The sequence below is a fragment of the Paenibacillus sp. J31R109 genome, from assembly GCF_059692055.1.
In genome coordinates this window covers 85,011-101,377 of sequence record NZ_JCAUAR010000010.1, presented here as the reverse complement: position 1 = coordinate 101,377, position 16,367 = coordinate 85,011, and the positions used below count along the sequence as shown (strand labels likewise).

The 16,367-nt window shown below is 46.8% G+C and carries 15 protein-coding genes; 12 read left to right on the top strand and 3 right to left on the bottom strand.

The features are described from left to right. Window positions 1–39: 39 nt before the first annotated feature. Both AC58QT_RS22960 and AC58QT_RS22955 read left to right on the top strand, forming a co-directional pair. Window positions 40–402, top strand: a complete 363-nt coding sequence (locus AC58QT_RS22960; protein WP_497411060.1) for a DUF4183 domain-containing protein — start codon at window positions 40–42, stop codon at window positions 400–402. A 5-nt stretch (window positions 403–407) separates the two neighbouring features. After that, on the top strand, window positions 408–836 hold the full coding sequence (locus AC58QT_RS22955; protein WP_310501498.1) for a DUF4183 domain-containing protein: 429 nt from the start codon (window positions 408–410) through the stop codon (window positions 834–836). Window positions 837–881: 45 nt separating this feature from the next. Here the strand turns inward: AC58QT_RS22955 and AC58QT_RS22950 are convergent, their stop codons facing one another. Next, the gene (locus AC58QT_RS22950) at window positions 882–1,073 is read right to left on the bottom strand and encodes a type II toxin-antitoxin system antitoxin (protein ID WP_497411059.1); all 192 of its coding nucleotides are present in this window, start codon (window positions 1,071–1,073) and stop codon (window positions 882–884) included. 12 nt (window positions 1,074–1,085) lie between these two features. Then, window positions 1,086–1,925 (bottom strand): SPFH domain-containing protein, encoded by an 840-nt coding sequence (locus AC58QT_RS22945; RefSeq protein WP_310501496.1) that lies wholly within the window; start codon window positions 1,923–1,925, stop codon window positions 1,086–1,088. 294 nt (window positions 1,926–2,219) lie between these two features. Here AC58QT_RS22945 and AC58QT_RS22940 point away from each other — a divergent pair, with 294 nt between their 5' ends. Continuing rightward, complete coding sequence (locus AC58QT_RS22940) at window positions 2,220–2,663, top strand: GNAT family N-acetyltransferase (protein ID WP_497411058.1); 444 nt, start codon at window positions 2,220–2,222, stop codon at window positions 2,661–2,663. A gap of 173 nt (window positions 2,664–2,836) precedes the next feature. Here the strand turns inward: AC58QT_RS22940 and AC58QT_RS22935 are convergent, their stop codons facing one another. Then, a complete protein-coding gene (locus tag AC58QT_RS22935) occupies window positions 2,837–4,207 on the bottom strand; it encodes a hypothetical protein (RefSeq protein WP_497411057.1) in 1,371 nt (456 codons plus the stop codon). 368 nt (window positions 4,208–4,575) lie between these two features. Between AC58QT_RS22935 and AC58QT_RS22930 the strand changes: the two genes are divergently transcribed. The 9 genes from AC58QT_RS22930 (at window position 4,576) to AC58QT_RS22890 (ending at window position 16,306) form a co-directional block, all read left to right on the top strand. Next, window positions 4,576–5,187, top strand: a complete 612-nt coding sequence (locus tag AC58QT_RS22930; RefSeq protein WP_497411056.1) for a histidine phosphatase family protein — start codon at window positions 4,576–4,578, stop codon at window positions 5,185–5,187. A gap of 203 nt (window positions 5,188–5,390) precedes the next feature. Beyond that, complete coding sequence (locus AC58QT_RS22925; protein WP_497411055.1) at window positions 5,391–6,806, top strand: ABC transporter substrate-binding protein; 1,416 nt, start codon at window positions 5,391–5,393, stop codon at window positions 6,804–6,806. Window positions 6,807–7,039: 233 nt separating this feature from the next. After that, window positions 7,040–7,846, top strand: a complete 807-nt coding sequence (locus AC58QT_RS22920) for a carbohydrate ABC transporter permease (RefSeq protein ID WP_497411182.1) — start codon at window positions 7,040–7,042, stop codon at window positions 7,844–7,846. Beyond that, a complete protein-coding gene (locus AC58QT_RS22915) occupies window positions 7,843–8,673 on the top strand; it encodes a carbohydrate ABC transporter permease (protein ID WP_497411054.1) in 831 nt (276 codons plus the stop codon). The genes AC58QT_RS22920 and AC58QT_RS22915 overlap by 4 nt, the downstream gene beginning before the upstream one ends. A 74-nt stretch (window positions 8,674–8,747) precedes the next feature. Beyond that, the gene (locus AC58QT_RS22910) at window positions 8,748–9,671 is read left to right on the top strand and encodes a glycoside hydrolase family 43 protein (RefSeq protein WP_497411181.1); all 924 of its coding nucleotides are present in this window, start codon (window positions 8,748–8,750) and stop codon (window positions 9,669–9,671) included. Between the two features lie 250 nt (window positions 9,672–9,921). Further along, entirely contained in the window at window positions 9,922–11,556 is a 1,635-nt protein-coding gene (locus AC58QT_RS22905) for a response regulator transcription factor (RefSeq protein ID WP_497411053.1), read from the top strand. Then, window positions 11,553–13,322 (top strand): sensor histidine kinase, encoded by a 1,770-nt coding sequence (locus AC58QT_RS22900; RefSeq protein ID WP_497411052.1) that lies wholly within the window; start codon window positions 11,553–11,555, stop codon window positions 13,320–13,322. The genes AC58QT_RS22905 and AC58QT_RS22900 overlap by 4 nt, the downstream gene beginning before the upstream one ends. Before the next feature lie 331 nt (window positions 13,323–13,653). Further along, entirely contained in the window at window positions 13,654–14,232 is a 579-nt protein-coding gene (locus AC58QT_RS22895; protein WP_497411051.1) for a DUF3238 domain-containing protein, read from the top strand. Between the two features lie 385 nt (window positions 14,233–14,617). Next, complete coding sequence (locus AC58QT_RS22890; RefSeq protein WP_497411050.1) at window positions 14,618–16,306, top strand: methyl-accepting chemotaxis protein; 1,689 nt, start codon at window positions 14,618–14,620, stop codon at window positions 16,304–16,306. Window positions 16,307–16,367 lie beyond the last annotated feature (61 nt).

Below are 16,367 nucleotides of genomic sequence, written 5' to 3'. Positions count from 1 at the left end.
TCTTGCATAAGATATCTTAATCTATGAGTGGCTCGTGAGGTGATTCCCATCCGGAAACGAAAACGTCTTGAAAAAGCGGTCCGCAAGTCAAGAAAGGACAAAGAACGGCTGTGCAAAGCCAAATATGTCTCGAAGACTTATTTTTATTACACCATTTCAGACGGAGACAAGCGTTGGTATACGGAAGAGGATCGTACCAAAGGCTACGGCGCTCAATCGATTCCAGATCCGAAAACGGTGACCTTCGCACAAGTCTTCGTTAATGGTGTACTTCAGCCTAGTACGCTCTACCACATAGATAAAGGCTCTATTATGTTAACCTCGAAGGATGTGCCTGAAAAAGGTGTTCCCATCATCGTGCAATGTATTCGCGTTTACAAGCGAAGATCGGGAAGGGGGTGAATTAGATGGCAGCCTCACTTATTAAACTCTTTGTTACAGCTGCGTTGGCGAATGCGCCAGTTGCTTCAGGTGGTGTTGTGACAACAACCGTAGATCCTGATGTGACGAGATACAATGCAGTACTTGACGCAGGTATGATTGGGGGGACGGAAACAACAATTCTTGCAGAGGATTTTCTTGATGACAATGGTGATCCCTTACTCGCGAACGAACTACCAGCCTTACCTACTAACGGATATATTAATGTGTATGTCAATGGTGTGTTACAAGAAGCGGGTCTCTCGACACTAACCACGGCTTCCTTGGTGTTAGATACAATCTTAGCAGTCGTTGGTACACCTGTCGTTCTTGAAGTTGCAGACTTCTCCAATACAAGCTCTGCGATTACTACACCACAAACCATTTCTGCGCCAGCAATTAACGTTACAACCTAAGAAAAAAACAATCTTACATGACGCCATGTAAGATTGTTTTTTTTGTTAGTTGTCCAAATCTTCATTTGTTTGCTGCGCGGCACTAGGTTTAGGGAGCCGTCCCGAACGGAGGAGCGCTTCTCGGAGTAAATATTCAATGTGTCCGTTAACACTTCGGAACTCGTCTTCAGCCCATTGCTCTAGAGCTTGGTGGAGCTTCGGATCAAGTCGAAGCGGGAAGTTTTTCTTGAGAGCCATACCATGGCCTCGTTAATACAACGTTCCGGTATTAATGACCGGAGTTGCTGAACGATCAGATACAATCGCAACAAGCAGATTGTTGATCATCGCAGCTTTACGCTCCTCGTCAAGCTGCAAACCTTTGGCTTCCAATTGCTCAACAGCCAATTGAACCATGCCTACGGCACCTTCTACAATAATCGAGCGAGCTGATAAAATGGCGGAGGCTTGCTGGCGTTGCAGCATGGCGCTGGCAATTTCCGTCGAGTAGGCTAGATGCGTTAGACGAGACTCAATGACCTCGACACCTGCAACAGAAAGACGTTGCTGAAGCTCTGCGCTAAGTTCAGCCGCAACTTCATCGGCATTGCCTCTTAGCGAATAGCCTTCCGTTTCGTAGCGGTCATAAGGATATTTGCTGGCTACATGGCGTAGAGCAGTTTCACTTTGAATTTCTACGAATTTCTCATAGCTGTCTACATCGAATAAAGCTTTGTACGTATCGACCACTTTAAACACGATCACAGCAGCAATTTCGATCGGATTTCCATCGATGTCATTCACTTTTAATTTGACACTGTTAAAATTGCGAACACGCAGCGAGATTTTCTTATGAGAAGAAAAAGGGATAACAAGCCATATCCCGCTTTTACGAATAGTTCCTAGATAGCTCCCGAAAAAAGTAATGACAGTAGCTTGATTCGGCTGAACGACAGTGAACGACGACAGCGAGATGATGCTAACGACAATTAAAATAGCCCCAATGAGAAAGCTTTGTTGCGTGAAACTATAAATACCTAGCCCAAGTGCGGCGAAAAATAAGAGTAAGCCAATAAAGCCATTGACTGACCCTGCTTTAACTTCTTTCATAGATGTATTGCCTCCCTTAGTTTGTATATTGTTTTGATATTTATATGATATCACTTTTTACTTTAATTGTAAAATGTAAACATGTAGCATCCGATTTGATAAATGTCCGACATCGAAGAATATATTACAAAGTAGTATGACAATCATCGATTAGGTTAAGGGGAGACGATAGTTCAAAACGCAGCCTGCCGGAGAGATCCTGCAGGCTGCGTTTTGAACTATCGGGCAGGATTGCTTCATCAGTTGTCGAATTCATTGCTCATGAAAACTTCATTTTAAGGGGGGGGGCAGGGCATGGAAATAAAGTTACGAGAAATTGAAACAAACGATTTTTCTAAAGTTGTTTTGTTATGGAACGATGTACTTGGCGTTCGTACTGTTACGGTTGAGAACTTTCCCGTTACGATGGAACAGATGAGCAAAGCCGGCAATTACAAAACGTTTGTAGCCTTAATTGAAAATCATATTGTTGGTTTCATATCTATCGTTCATGCATTAGCTGTAGGGTCTGCGAATGGTTATCTGCATATAACCGGTCTTGCTGTTCATAGTGATTATCAGCGTCATGGGGTAGGAACTGAACTGCTACGATTCACAGAAAACTATGCGAAAGACAGAGGAATAACCAGCATTATTCTATGTACCGGGATGAAGCGCATCAAGGCCCATGCGTTCTATGAGCACAATGGCTATGACAAAGATTCATACTGCTTTGATAAAGTTATTAATCTTGACTAATGAATAACCAATTTGCGTTCAACTAAAGGGAACGATAGTGCAAAAACAAGTATCACAAAATCCAATCATGTGACTTGATCTATTTCTTTGCCACTTTTTGAAACATTTTTTTGCCTAAAAGGAAGACGACATGATTGGAGCCATTTTATTACGATGCAGCCTTGAAGACCACCTCACGTTTGCGGATGAGTCGTCTCCTGTTCATCAATGAACTTGTTCATGTTCACCGACTTGATGCCCTCGGCAGTGAGCAGCTCCTTAAGCCGCTTAAGATGCAAATCGCCGAGTCCGTACAACAGATAGCCCTCGTTCTTCGCTTTCTTGATATGCTGGAACATTGAGAAATCACGGGCCTTCTCCGCTTTCATAATCTCGGTATCCGCTGCACCATAATCCGACTTGGCCACATGCCAATTGTCGGCAAAAGCCTTCTTATCCGCAGCCGATGCCTGTGCCTGCTCCTCTTGAAGTTTCGTAGTGGCGTAAGCCGTTACTTCACGAACGAACGTAGTAAACAGATCCTTGCTCTTTGCAGCTTTCATGGCCTCCGTTAAAGGCTCCGCCGATTGGCCATCGCCTTCAAGGCTGGCAGCGGTTCGCTGCCACAGATCTTCCTGAGCCGCATAGGTCTGATAGAGTACGGATTCTTCATCTGCACCCGCCGCAAATCGAATCGCCATACCAAATAATCTCTTTTCTGCCTCCGACGCCATGACCCGATAATCGTAAATCACATCAATCCCTTGCAAGCCTCGAATGACTTTCGGATAAAAACTTTCCGCATAGTGCGATTTAGCCCCCGGACCCGTGCCGATGCCACCGAACTTGGCATTGCGCTCAACCTCTCGCTTCGTTATAGCCGCTTCCAGCTCAGGATTATCGGCAGCTTCAGCCGGACGTTCGGTGTAGGCTTCGTGCATGAACTTATCTGTCCCCACAGCTTTCACAACATCTTCCAACGTAGTTTCCGTATGGATTTCCCCGATTACCGTCAGCTCATCCGGAATGCGAATCCACGTATCCGTCTTCTCGACATACCCGATTTTCTCAGTCGTCTTCGCAGCGTACTGAGACATTTCATCCTTACTGTTGAAATAGCGTGATTTCCCGTCCGCGATCATATTATCTACTTTCCGCTCGCCTGCACCTTCGTTGCCGCGGCCGGTTTTGGTCTTGTTCCTGTAGCCGCCAATTAGTGCCCGCTTGATATACACCTTACGCTGAATATCGGTTTGGGAAGGCGAAGCGGCTTGAATTGTACCAGCGGCTGGTGTCAGCTCCGCAGGTTTTTCCACGGCTCTCGCAGCGGGGTTAGCCGCTGACTGCTGCTTCTTGAACAGCTCGCCAACCGAGCGGTTGCCGATCGTACGCTGCAGATGCATCATCTGCGCTGGGCTCATCGCCTGTGGGAGCTTCGTTGCACGCTGAAGAGCTGCACCTGACAAGCCTTGTGCCGTTTCATTTTCAACCATATTCAACGATTCGGCGGTGCCTGTCGTCGTTGTCTGCTGAGCAGCCTTGCCCGGTTGTTGGTGTGTTTGCATGAATACGCCCCTTCCTGATAGGACTGTTCACTAGATTGTATCATGCTAAGTATTGGAAGAAAATACTAGTACATATGTTAAAGCACCTCATTGGGTGCTCCTCTTCAGATGAAGAAAAACTCTAATCTATTGCAGACTAGAGTTTTTTTGTTTTAATGTGGAAATATATCTATTTACCCCGCCTAGAATCTCCCCAAATCATTAATCTAAGTGAACACTATAGTATGGCGGTGGAACCAATCCATCGCTTGTTTTCGTTTCTGTGAGTTCCGCTCAACTAAAGGGTAGGTTACTTCCAATATATGCTAATATTAAAGGGTTCGAATTTGCCAGAACTAGTAGACGCCATTATACAAGGGGGAAGATATATGGCTATTTATTTTGTGAGACATGGTGTAGACGATGAAGGCTATCGTGGGGGATGGAGTCAAAGAGGACTTAATGTTGAAGGTTTTAGGCAATCACAAAAGCTAGGTTGTCATCTGAAAGATAACCAAAGCACTCTTCAGATACATCGTATAGTGAGCAGTGACTTGCAACGGGCATTAGATACAGCTAATGAGATTGCTATATTTTTGAATTTGTCGGTTGAAAGTACCAATCAATGGAGGGAAATGAATAATGGAGTGATTGCTGGAATGGCTAACGAAATCGTCAATGAACGATTCCCTGGGCTATATTTCTCCAGTTTGCGTATGGATGAGAGGTTTCCTGGTGGTGAGAGTCCACTAGAGTTTTATTCTCGAATAAAAGAAACTTTCAAACGGGAATGTGAGGAGCAATTAGCAAAAGATCATCTCGAGAATGTAATTATTGTTACCCATGGGGGAGTTATCAATATCGTTTATCACATTCTTAAGGAATTGGAATGGGGAAATAAAAATAAGTCGTTTCCAACTTCAAATACGGGCATTCATAAAGTAGAGAGCACCAATGGACTTTGGAAACTAACATTAGAAAACTTTATGGGGCACTTATAGTTTCAATAGGTTGCTCAGCTAACGCATGAACGTTACTCCAATAAACAACAAAATAATTTAGGCTCCACAACGTAAGAAGCAATAAAAGTCCACCATTCTAGAAATGATCGGGTTTCGTAAGCGCTCTCTATCTTTTACAATGAAGGAAGTCATAGACTGCAGCTATGAGCAAATGAGAAGGAAGTAGAGAGGGGCTCAAATTAGTGTCAATTAACAGTTGGAAATTTATCCCTATATGTTTAGCTTTCATTCTGACGACTGTTCTCGTGTTATCTGGCTGTACGAAATCGGATAGCGGAAGTTCAAATACGAATAGCTCTACAGGCCCTGCAACTAGTACGGCTAACAATGGTGAGCGCATTACCCTTCGGTTTACGGGCTGGGGTTCTCCGGATGATTTGGCTGCCTACAAGGTTGCTATTACGAAGTTCGAGAAGACGCATCCGAATATTAAAGTAGATTTCCAAGCTATCTCGGCAGATTACGATACCAAGTTGACGACAATGGTTGCGGGCAATGATGTACCGGATGTAGCGATGATGGAATCAGGGAGCATTGCTTTCCCTCTTGCTGAACAAGGCAAGTTCCTTAATTTGCAGGATTTTCTAGCAAAAGATAAGGAAATTAATAAGGACGTGTTGGTACCGAATATCACGTATTCGCTTGAACCCGGGAATGTGATCGGGATCGCATCGGGGCCGGAAACATTCAGTCTTTTTTACAATGAAGATGTATTTAAGGAAGCGGGAATCGAACCTCCGCCTTCGAACGCCTCCAAAGCTTGGAATTGGGATCAATTTGTAGATATTGCCAAGCGGCTAACGATTGACAGTAAAGGGAAAAATGCAACGGAGGAAGGGTTCGATCCGAAGAATATTCGTCAGTTTGGCATCAACCTTCCGACTTGGTGGGGGGCTTACAGCAACTTTATTTACTCAAACGGTGGAGACTTCTTGTCGGCAGATGGCAAGACGCTAGCGATTAATGAGCCGGCAGCAGCGGAGGCCATCCAGAAATTGGCCGATCTGATCAATGTGCATCATGTTGCACCGTCAGCGCTGCAGGCCAAAAATATTCCTGGCACGAACGTAGCACTTCAAACCAAAAAAGTAGCAATGGCGATTGACGGACAATGGGCAAGTACGGCGCTCGCGCAGTCCAAGTTCAACTTTAATGTGGGTGTTCTGCCCGTTATGAAAGAGCCGGTTACGACGGTTGTCTGCGCGATGTTCTCCATTTTCAAGACTACTAAACATCCGCAGGAATCATGGGAGCTGCTTAAGGCACTGCTTGATCCGGAAGCATCCTTGGATTTGCTGACGGCTGGCACATTGATGCCTGCTCACAAGGACTGGTATACAAATGATGAGAAGTTAGCGAAATGGACGAAAAATCTACCTTCGCGTCCGTCTGGTTACCAAGGAGCCGTTATTGATATGCTGCTTAATCATAGCCATGCTACACCAACGGCTTATGTTAAAAACTTCAGCAAAATCATGGATGATATTAACCCGGCACTGGATAAAGTTTGGCTTGGTAAGCAATCAGCCAAGGAGGCGCTAGACGCGGTTGCTGTGAAAGCGCAAGAACATGTACAGGGTCGACGCGACGTTAAGTAGCAAATCCGAAATAGCGGATGAACAATTGAGGACAACGGCCCTTTCTTCCAAAAGGCGTTGTCCTCTGGCATAGATAGGAGGAATACGGTATGGAGATTTCGGTACTAGACAATCAGAAGGCTATTGTTGCTTCACGCAGCACGAGCACTAAGCGGGAACGGAAGGCTCTGTTCTATGGCCTGCTGTTCACATCGCCGGCGATAGTAGGCTTCCTTATTTTTACGCTGGGACCGATGGTTGCGAGTTTATATCTTAGTTTAACGGACTACAACGTCTTCAAGGATACGACAAACTTCATTGGACTCACCAATTACATCAAGCTGTTTTCAGGTGAAGATGAACTGTTCTACCAGTCGCTTGGCACAACCTTTTATTTCGTCTTATTACGTGTGCCTACGGTTATTATCTTTTCGTTTTTCTTGGCTATTCTTCTAAACATGAATGTAAAAGGCCGTTCCGCATTCCGGACAATCATCTACTTGCCGAGCATTGTGCCGGCGGTTGCCTCTTCGATGATTTGGTTGTGGCTGCTGAATCCGGATCTGGGCTTAGTTAATACCGTGTTAGAAAAATTACATCTCCCAACTAGCGCTTGGTTGTTCAGCGAAAGCAGTGTAATTCCCTCCATTGTGCTTACGACATTATGGGGAATTGGCGGAACCGTCATCATTTTTTTAGCAGGATTATCGGTCATTCCTTCAAGCTATTACGAAGCTATTGATGTAGACGGTGGAGGCTGGTATCAAAAGCTGAGGCATATTACGATTCCGATGATGACACCAACGATCTTTTTTAACACGATTATGACGATTATTGGTTCTTTCCAAGTATTCAGTGAGGCGTATATTTTGACACAAGGGGGACCGAATAACAAAAGTTTGTTCTTTGTGTTCTATCTATGGCGAACTGCGTTCCGCGATTCGGAAATGGGGTACGCCTCAGCACTTGCGTGGGTGCTCTTCGTCATTATTATGATCTTTTCGTTTCTGATCTTCAAAACCTCGAAATCCTGGGTTCATTATGAGGGGGATCGCGCATGAGAGAGTCCAGACTTAAGCTTATAGGCGGGTTTACTGCCCTTGTCATCGTTTCCGTCATGTTTATCGTGCCGTTCATTTGGCTGCTGCGCAGCTCGGTTATGGACTTATCCCAGATCTTCATTATGCCGCCGCAATGGATTCCCAAGCCGTTTCATTTCGAAAATTTCAAAAATGCCCTTACGGTCGTTCCATTTGGTGCTTTTTTCAAAAATACGCTGATTATTGTTGCCGCCGTTTTGCTGGGCACAGTTGTTTCGAGTACTGTTGCAGCCTTTGGCTTCTCACGCATCCGTTGGAAGGGGCGCGAAGTGGTGTTCGCCATCTTGATGTCTGCCATGATGCTGCCGGGGGCGGTTACCCTTATTCCAAGTTTTATCGGCTGGAAGACGCTTGGCTTTTACGACACCTTCTATCCACTCATTGCTCCTGCTTATTTTGGTGGAGGTATTTTTAATATTTTCCTGCTGCGCCAATTTTATATGACGATTCCACAGGATTTCGATGAAGCGGCGTTTGTGGACGGAGCAAATTATTCTCAAATCTATTGGTGGATCATTCTGCCTCTCAGCCGTTCTGCTGTTATCGTCGTTGCTCTCTTTACATTTCTGGGGTCATGGAATGACTTTATGGGACCGCTTATTTATTTGAAAAGTGATAGCCGGTTCACACTTGCACTTGGCTTGCAGATGTTTCAAGGCAGCTATACAGCGCAGTGGGACTTGCTAATGGCGGCATCAACGGTCGTTGTACTGCCGTGCATCGTTGTTTTTTTGGTAGGGCAACGCTATTTCCTCGAAGGAATTACGCTCACGGGGTTGAAAGGATAAGGTATGATTGTTTGCCGCTGCCGACCAGTGGCTTACTTTAAACCATAATCAGGAGGTTCACAAAAGTGAATGAAATGAAGGATAAGCGATCGGGAAATCCGATTTTTCCAGGTTGGTATGCGGATCCAGAGGCCAGAATTTTCGAAGGAAAGTATTGGATCTATCCGACCCATTCAGCACCGTATGATGAGCAAACCTACTTCGATGCCTTTTATTCGGAAGACTTGGTGGCGTGGACGAAGGTAGACCGTATACTGGAAATGAAAAGTATATCATGGGCAAAGAGAGCCCTATGGGCCCCCTCTCCGATTGAACAAAACGGAAAATATTATTACTATTTTGCTGCGAATGATATCCAAAGCAATGATGAGCTCGGTGGGATTGGCGTGGCTGTCTCAGACCGGCCCGAAGGTCCATTCGTTGATGCGATAGGTAAGCCTCTGATCGATCAATTCTATCACGGAGCCCAACCCATTGATCCGCATGTTTACATCGACGATGACGGCAGCGTTTATTTATACTATGGCGGATGGGGTCATTGTAATGTTGTGAGATTAAATGAAGATATGATCAGCATTCGAGCATTCGATGATGGAGAGACGTTCAAGGAAGTCACACCTGAGCTTTTCGTCGAGGGACCTTGCATGATCAAGAGAAACGGGCTTTATTATTTCATGTGGGCAGAAGGCGGTTGGGGTGGCCCGGATTACTCTGTTGCTTACGCGATAGCGGAATCGCCCGTAGGTCCGTTCAAACGAGTGGGGAAAATACTGCAGCAGAACAAGGATGTCGCAACTAGCGCAGGACATCACGGGATTATCAAGGTGCCGGACTTAGACGAATGGTACATCGTTTACCATCGGAGACCGTTATCGGAAACGGATGCGAACCATCGAGTTGTCTGCATCGATCGCATGTACATCGAGGAGGATGGCAGCATTCGACCGGTGAAGTTAACGTTTGAAGGAGTAGCTGCCCGTCCGCTAAAAGAAAGATAAGAGCGGAATGAGCTTCGATTCTGGTCGAAAGAGATTTTATGAGTAGACAAGTTTTTGTCGTTGATGAACGACAAGAGCTTGTCTATTTTGTAGGATAGGGCACGAAGCGACTCCTTATATATGGAAAATAGTGTGATTGTAGCAGGAAATGTAGACAGCGGGGTTTAAGTCCCCCTCTATCCAAGACTTGGATTACGTAGTACTGTGGTAGAAATTGATCGGACACATCGTGGAGAGGAGGGAACACAAGGTGAAAATTCTCATCGTGGACGATGAACCGCGGCATTTGAGAGGAATGGCCGCTATGGTTCAGGCTATGCGTCCGCATGCGCATGTATCCGTGGCTAAGGACGGAGAAGTTGCGCTCGCGAGTATTCGCTCGGAGCTGCCTGACGTCATTTTTAGCGATATTCAGATGCCTAACATGGATGGGCTTTCTTTGTTAAAGTGGTTGGAAGTGGAGGGGATACAGACGAAGGTTATCATCGTTTCGGCCTTCAATCTATTCGATTATGCCCAGACCGCGATTCGATATGGTGCCAGCGACTATTTGCTTAAGCCGGTTGACGCTGACAAGGTGGAAGCCTTGCTTCAGCGGATAGAGCAAAAGCTAGCCGCGGAGATTATGGAACAGGGGGAGACTGCTGACCTCAAGCATAGACTGCAGCTGACTTCTTCCGCGTATAGGAGCCAATTGCTTCATCAGTGGCTGAGTGGCGAGTTGTCCCCGGGCGAAGGCGAACGGTTAGACGATTGGGCGGTGCTGCAGGAAGTCGATCTGATGATTCTGTCCGAGATTGGCACTGGCAGCAGTACAGGCTGCAACACTGGAGGCAACCCGGTCATGTCGCTGGAGTTGTTGGCGGACCGGTTGAGCCAGCTGGGTGCGGGCTTCGGCCATGTTTGTACGTTCCCACTTCAAACCGTACCGAATCAGGGAGGCCGGGTTGTAACCGCGATCCGGTTGAGCGAACCCGCTCGACTGCCCATGTTGATACCGGAGATGCGTGCTTTATTGCAAGCGATATCTGAGCACGGTGAAGCAGGTGGCTATTTGTTCCACGGGATCGGGTGCAGACCACTGGAAGCAGAGAAGTTAACGGATATTCCGCAGCTGTATCAGCACGCGCAAACAGCGCTCTCACATACATTCCACGAAGAGTGGCAAGGGGTTACGAGCAGCTTGGAGCTTGTTCTGTCAGCGACGTCCTCTTTTCGGCTGGACGGGGAGCAGCTGTTCGAGGCACTGCAAGATCCGACGATGGATGCTGCCGAAGCCATGTGCCGCACAGCCTTCCGGGAGCTCGCAAGCGGTGGGAACACCGATCCGAAGCTCATGAAGGATTACGCGTCATTGACGCTGATGAAGATGAAGAGCCGCACGAAGGAAATCGTCGATCGCGATGTCGGGATTGCTATTACGGAAGCTGTTGTTTCGGAAATCGCGATGTGCCGTGGCAGCGAGGAGCTCATGGCGCTGCTGCTCCAGAGCTTGGAGAAGGTGCACCGTTCGATGATTATAAGGAAGCAAGATCGCAATGAGCTGATCATGGAAGATTGCATCGGGTGGATCGACCAGAATTTCCATGAGGATCTTACGCTCGAAATGGCGGCAGAGCGGTTTCATTTCAACCCCTCCTATTTCAGCACGTTAATTAAGAGCAGGACGGGGAGATCCTTCTCTGACCACCTTACGGAAGCTCGCATGCGTCGTGCCAAGGAGCTCCTTAGCACGGGGCAGCTCAAGGTTTACGAGATCGCGGAGCAATGTGGCTACCGGGACACGAAATATTTTACACGGATGTTCAAGAAGCAAGTAGGATTGTCTCCGGAAGCCTATAAGCGGATCCCCTCTCCGACTGATGGAAGTGAGGAGAACTCATGACATTCAAAGCGAGACTGCTGCTGAGTTACTTAATTCTCATCGCGCTGCCGCTCCTCGTGCTGAGTACGATCTTCTACCGAACGAGCCTGAACGTTGTCACGGAGCAAGCCCAAAAGAACGTCTATGCTGTGGTTCAGAAGAATAACGACGTGATCAATACGAAGCTTGGGATTGCAGATCAGAATAGCCGATCCTTGTTTGTGGACAAGGATTTGTTCGAAATCTTTAACAATCTCAACCCGGAAGCCGAAGAGGAGCTTGTCGCTGCCGACCGCAAAGTCACGGCGATTCTGAGCAAATATTTCTCCCAGAACGAGGATGTGTACGCAGCGCAGCTGTGGACGAGCTACTACAGCTTTGGCCTATTGGCGATGCCCCAAGGAGACCCCGCGAAGTCGCAGATCTATAAGGCGGCCGAGCAGGCAGCAGGGAAAATGGTTTGGTACCCGACCTACGATTTTATCAAGATGTTCGACCAGCCTTGGCTTAAGGACGGAACGTTCGACTACCGCTACTTATTCACAGCTACTCGGCTGCTGAACTTCTCTCACCTGCAGGACAGTACCCTGGTGAAGCTTAAACCTAACGTGGAGCGCCCGGTGCTGACGATCAGCTACAAATCTACGGTACTCGATGATCTCTTCGAGAAGAGTATTCCCGCAGGATCGACGTACATGGTGCTGGACCCAGACGATGTTGTGGTGGCATCAAGTGACAAGTCGCAAGTCACCGGAACGTATAAGCAGGACTGGGTCGGCGCCTTCCGTGCGCAAGGGAGCGGGACGACGAGACTTAAGCTGAACGGGGCCAATCAGATCGTTGTCTTTGACCGTTCGGCGGTGACGGGCTGGTTGTCGATCGTCATTACGCCGGAGTCCGCGCTCGTCGGAAGTCTGGTTCCCGTCATCCGCACATCGACACTCGTCAGCGCGCTGGCGCTCGGGGGTGTTGCGCTGTTGTTCGCGTATTTCATCCTTGGGCATGTCACGGTGCCGATTAAGAAGTTGATTAGCGCGATGCGCTCTGTGGGGGAGGGCGATTTCCAGAAGCAGGTTGAGGTGGACAGGAACGATGAATTCGGTCTTCTTTCGCAGCGCTTCAATCGCATGAACGATCGTATTCAGCTGCTAGTCAAGGAAAATTACGAGATTAAGCTGAAGGAGAAAGAAGCAGAGATCCACGCGCTGAACATGCAGATGAATCCCCATTTTCTGTACAACACGCTCAATATCATGAACTGGACAGCAATCGAGAACAACCAAAAGGAACTCAGCAAAATGCTCGTTTGCCTGTCAGGCATGCTGCACTATACATCCCGGAAAGATTGGGGTGCTGTCTCTTTGTCAGAAGAGCTGGAGTGGATGCGGAATTACTTTTACATCATGTCAGCTCGGTTTGAAGGGAAATTCAGCGTCACTTATGAAATAGAGCCTTCGCTTTACGAGGGAAAGTTGCCAAGGCTATTATTCCAACCGTTCGTTGAGAACGCGATTTTACATGGATTCAGCGGTCTGGAGGAAGGCGGCCTCATTGTAATCCGCGGGTGGACGGAGGACGAGAGCCGATATTTCCAAATTCGCGATAACGGAAGAGGGATCAGCAAGGATGGCATCGACACTATTTTGTATAAGGAGTCAGCATCCGTCGGCATCAAGAATACGATTTCGCGTATCCAATTAGCCTATGGTGAGGCTTATGGTGTCCGAATTCAATCCGAGCTAGGCGAAGGGACGTCTGTTACTGTGCAGCTACCGTGTAGGACATGACTTTTATGAGAATTGTTGAAAGTGACAGGGAGAAGAAGGTAGGTGCTGAAATGACTATTAAAGGTGAATTGGTCCTTGATATTGGAGGAGTCCTCGCTACAAATTTTTCTCTGTTTCGTTTTTTTGGCAAGAACTTTCCGATTCCTAATGTACGTACCTGTCGAGTGACAAGAATATAGTCCGATTGCCGACAAGACCAATATAACATATATTCTTAGGCATTCAGCTGGCAGTATAGTTACAAAAAAAAGGAAATTATTAATATCCAAAGAATATTATAAATACTTTTAAAAATATTATAAGTTAGTAAGAGGAGTAAGGGGTTACTATTATGGCAGAATTAATCAAAATTAGAGGTAGTGTGTTCATCGGAGGTATGCTTTATCTACCACCAATTCAAGATTCTTCAGGCATGATTTATGAATATCAGGGGGATGCAAGGGAATTCACTCCGTATGCAGTAAACACAGGGCGTTGCCGTGTAGAGCAGGAGGTCGTTATTGACTTCGTAAAGCAACGAATTAACTCTTTCTCCGATACAGGTGTCACTGTCCTCAAAATGACAGCCCCAGACGGCTTAGTAGAATACAAACAAGGAAAAGCATCTACAGACGGGATTCGAATTGAAGACGAAGTGTGGAGCGGGGATACGGTATCATTAACTATGCGAGCGAGCGTAAGCAATCCGCTTCGGTCTGATGCACCGACGGTAGACTACTCTCTGCAGATTAATGCGCATAAAGATGGGACCGTGCAGGTGAAGGGAAGTCATGATGGGTTCCCTTGTTACGAGTTTTATAAACAAGTGGATTTTGGAGATTTTCAACTTCTGCACGCACATGACTTTCGAAAGACTGCCGATACGCCAGCGGCAATGGCTGGGGATATGGAGTATCATTTTGAAGCATGAGAATCAGAGAATTTCGCCTTCAAGTTCATCGTTTCAAAAGAGCAGGTCATTTAACTCACGGAGAACTATAGCTTAGACCGACTATTACCAGGCAGCCATCACAACCGGCTGTCTTTTCCCCGAACGTGCAGGATAGCGTAAAAAAGCAGTTTACTTTCCGTATGTCTGTTGAGAAGTCCTTATAAAATAGACTTAGTTCCTCATAGTTAATGTTGATTGTTGGCTTATATCTCTTTTCGTTGATATGAATGTGCTCGAATCAGCGACAAAATTTGGTGATTTACTTTTACGATACACCTGTTAAGTATTTCCATTGCATATTAAGGAATTTTCTCCCATAATAGTTTTGTTGTATATATACGTCAAAATGAATCGGGGGAGAGACATGAACACCATCAAGAGCTTAAGAATCAAAATCTTGCTAGGATTTTCAGTTGTTATATTGTTAATGGTTGTTATGGCAGTTTTTAGCTATTCCAAGGTATCCTCATTTAATCGGAGTGTAAGCGCAATCATGTCCCACGATGTCACCTTGCTTTTAGCCGACGAGAAGCTAAGTGGAAATATCCAAAAGCGGATTGCTTTGATTCGGGGATATATTCTTTTTGGCGATCCAGACTATAAAAAACGTTTCATTGAAACCACCGAGGAAAGCAAAAAATTCCAGGAGACGCTGTTGGCTACGAGCACCTCCCAAGAGGCCCACGACCTGGTGAATAAAAGTATCAAATGGCGTGAGCTTGTTGAAGGAACTCTATTTCCTGCCTACGATAGCGGCAACAAGGAGCTTGCCTTAAAGATTCTGAAGAATGAAGTCACCGTCACGGGGCGTGAAATTGATGAAGCTTTTAACAAATTGGCATTTTCAAGGGAAAATGAGATTAAAGTATCCGGGGAGCATCTGTTGCAAAATGGCGATCAGCTCGTGCTCAGTATTGTTATCCTATCAGTTTTGGCGATTATCGTTGGGGGATTCCTAGCCCTTTACATTGCTCAGCAAATCGTAGTGCCGATTAAGCGTATAGCCAATAGAATGGTGGCAGTCGCCGAAGGGGATTTGACCGGTAAGCCACTTACTGTAAAAACCAATGACGAGATCGGACGCTTGCTCCATGCCGTCAACAACATGACCGAGAGTCTTCGTCACATCATTCAGCAAGTTCGGGGAACGTCCGAGCAGGTTGCGGCTTCGGCTGAGGAGCTTCTGGCTAGTGCCGAGCAGACCTGCTCCGCTACGGAGCAAATCGCAGCCACCATGCAAGAAATTGCTACTCACACGGAGAGAGAAGTACAAAGCGCTGATGATAACATGTTGACGGTGACAGAGATGGCTTCCCACGTAAAGCAGATCGCAGCGAATGCACAAGGCACCTCTAGCACAGCGACAACGACCTCAGCCAAAGCTGCAGACGGTGAACAAGCAATTGCTACGGCTAGCCGGCAAATGCAGGCGATCGATCAAAATGTCCGTGAATTAGGTGAAGTCGTTAAAGGGCTGAGTCATCGTTCGCTCCAAATCGAGGACATCGTGAAGGAAATTGCAGGCATCTCCTCGCAGACTAACCTTTTAGCGCTGAATGCGGCAATTGAAGCAGCTAAAGCCGGCGAGCAAGGCAGAGGTTTTGCAGTTGTCGCGACAGAGGTACGCAAATTGGCGGAGCAAAGTGCACTGTCCGCAAAGCAAATTGCTGATTTGATAAACTTGATTCAGACTGAGACCGCTCATGCTGTCCAAGCGATGGAGAATACCTGCCTTGAAGTTACACAAGGACTTCAGGTTGTCGCCACCGCCGGTCAATCTTTCCAGCAGATTGAAAGCTCGATCCAAGATGCCAAGATGCAAATCGAAGGCGTGTCTGCTGCAGTACTACACATTGCCGCCGGCGCGGAGCAAATGGTTGAGACAATGCTGGTCAGCGCTGATGCTACGGGCACCATTGCAGCCTCTGCGCAGGAAGCTTCCGCCTCAACCGAAGAGCAGCTAGCCGCAATAGAGGATATTACCTCTTCCGCTACGCAACTGACCGCCATGGCCGAGCAGATGAAAGGTTTAATCAATAGGTTTCATGTCTAATCGAAGCTGCTCGATCCAGACAAGTGACTCTTCCTTTCTTGGTCTATGGAGCGATGCTTTT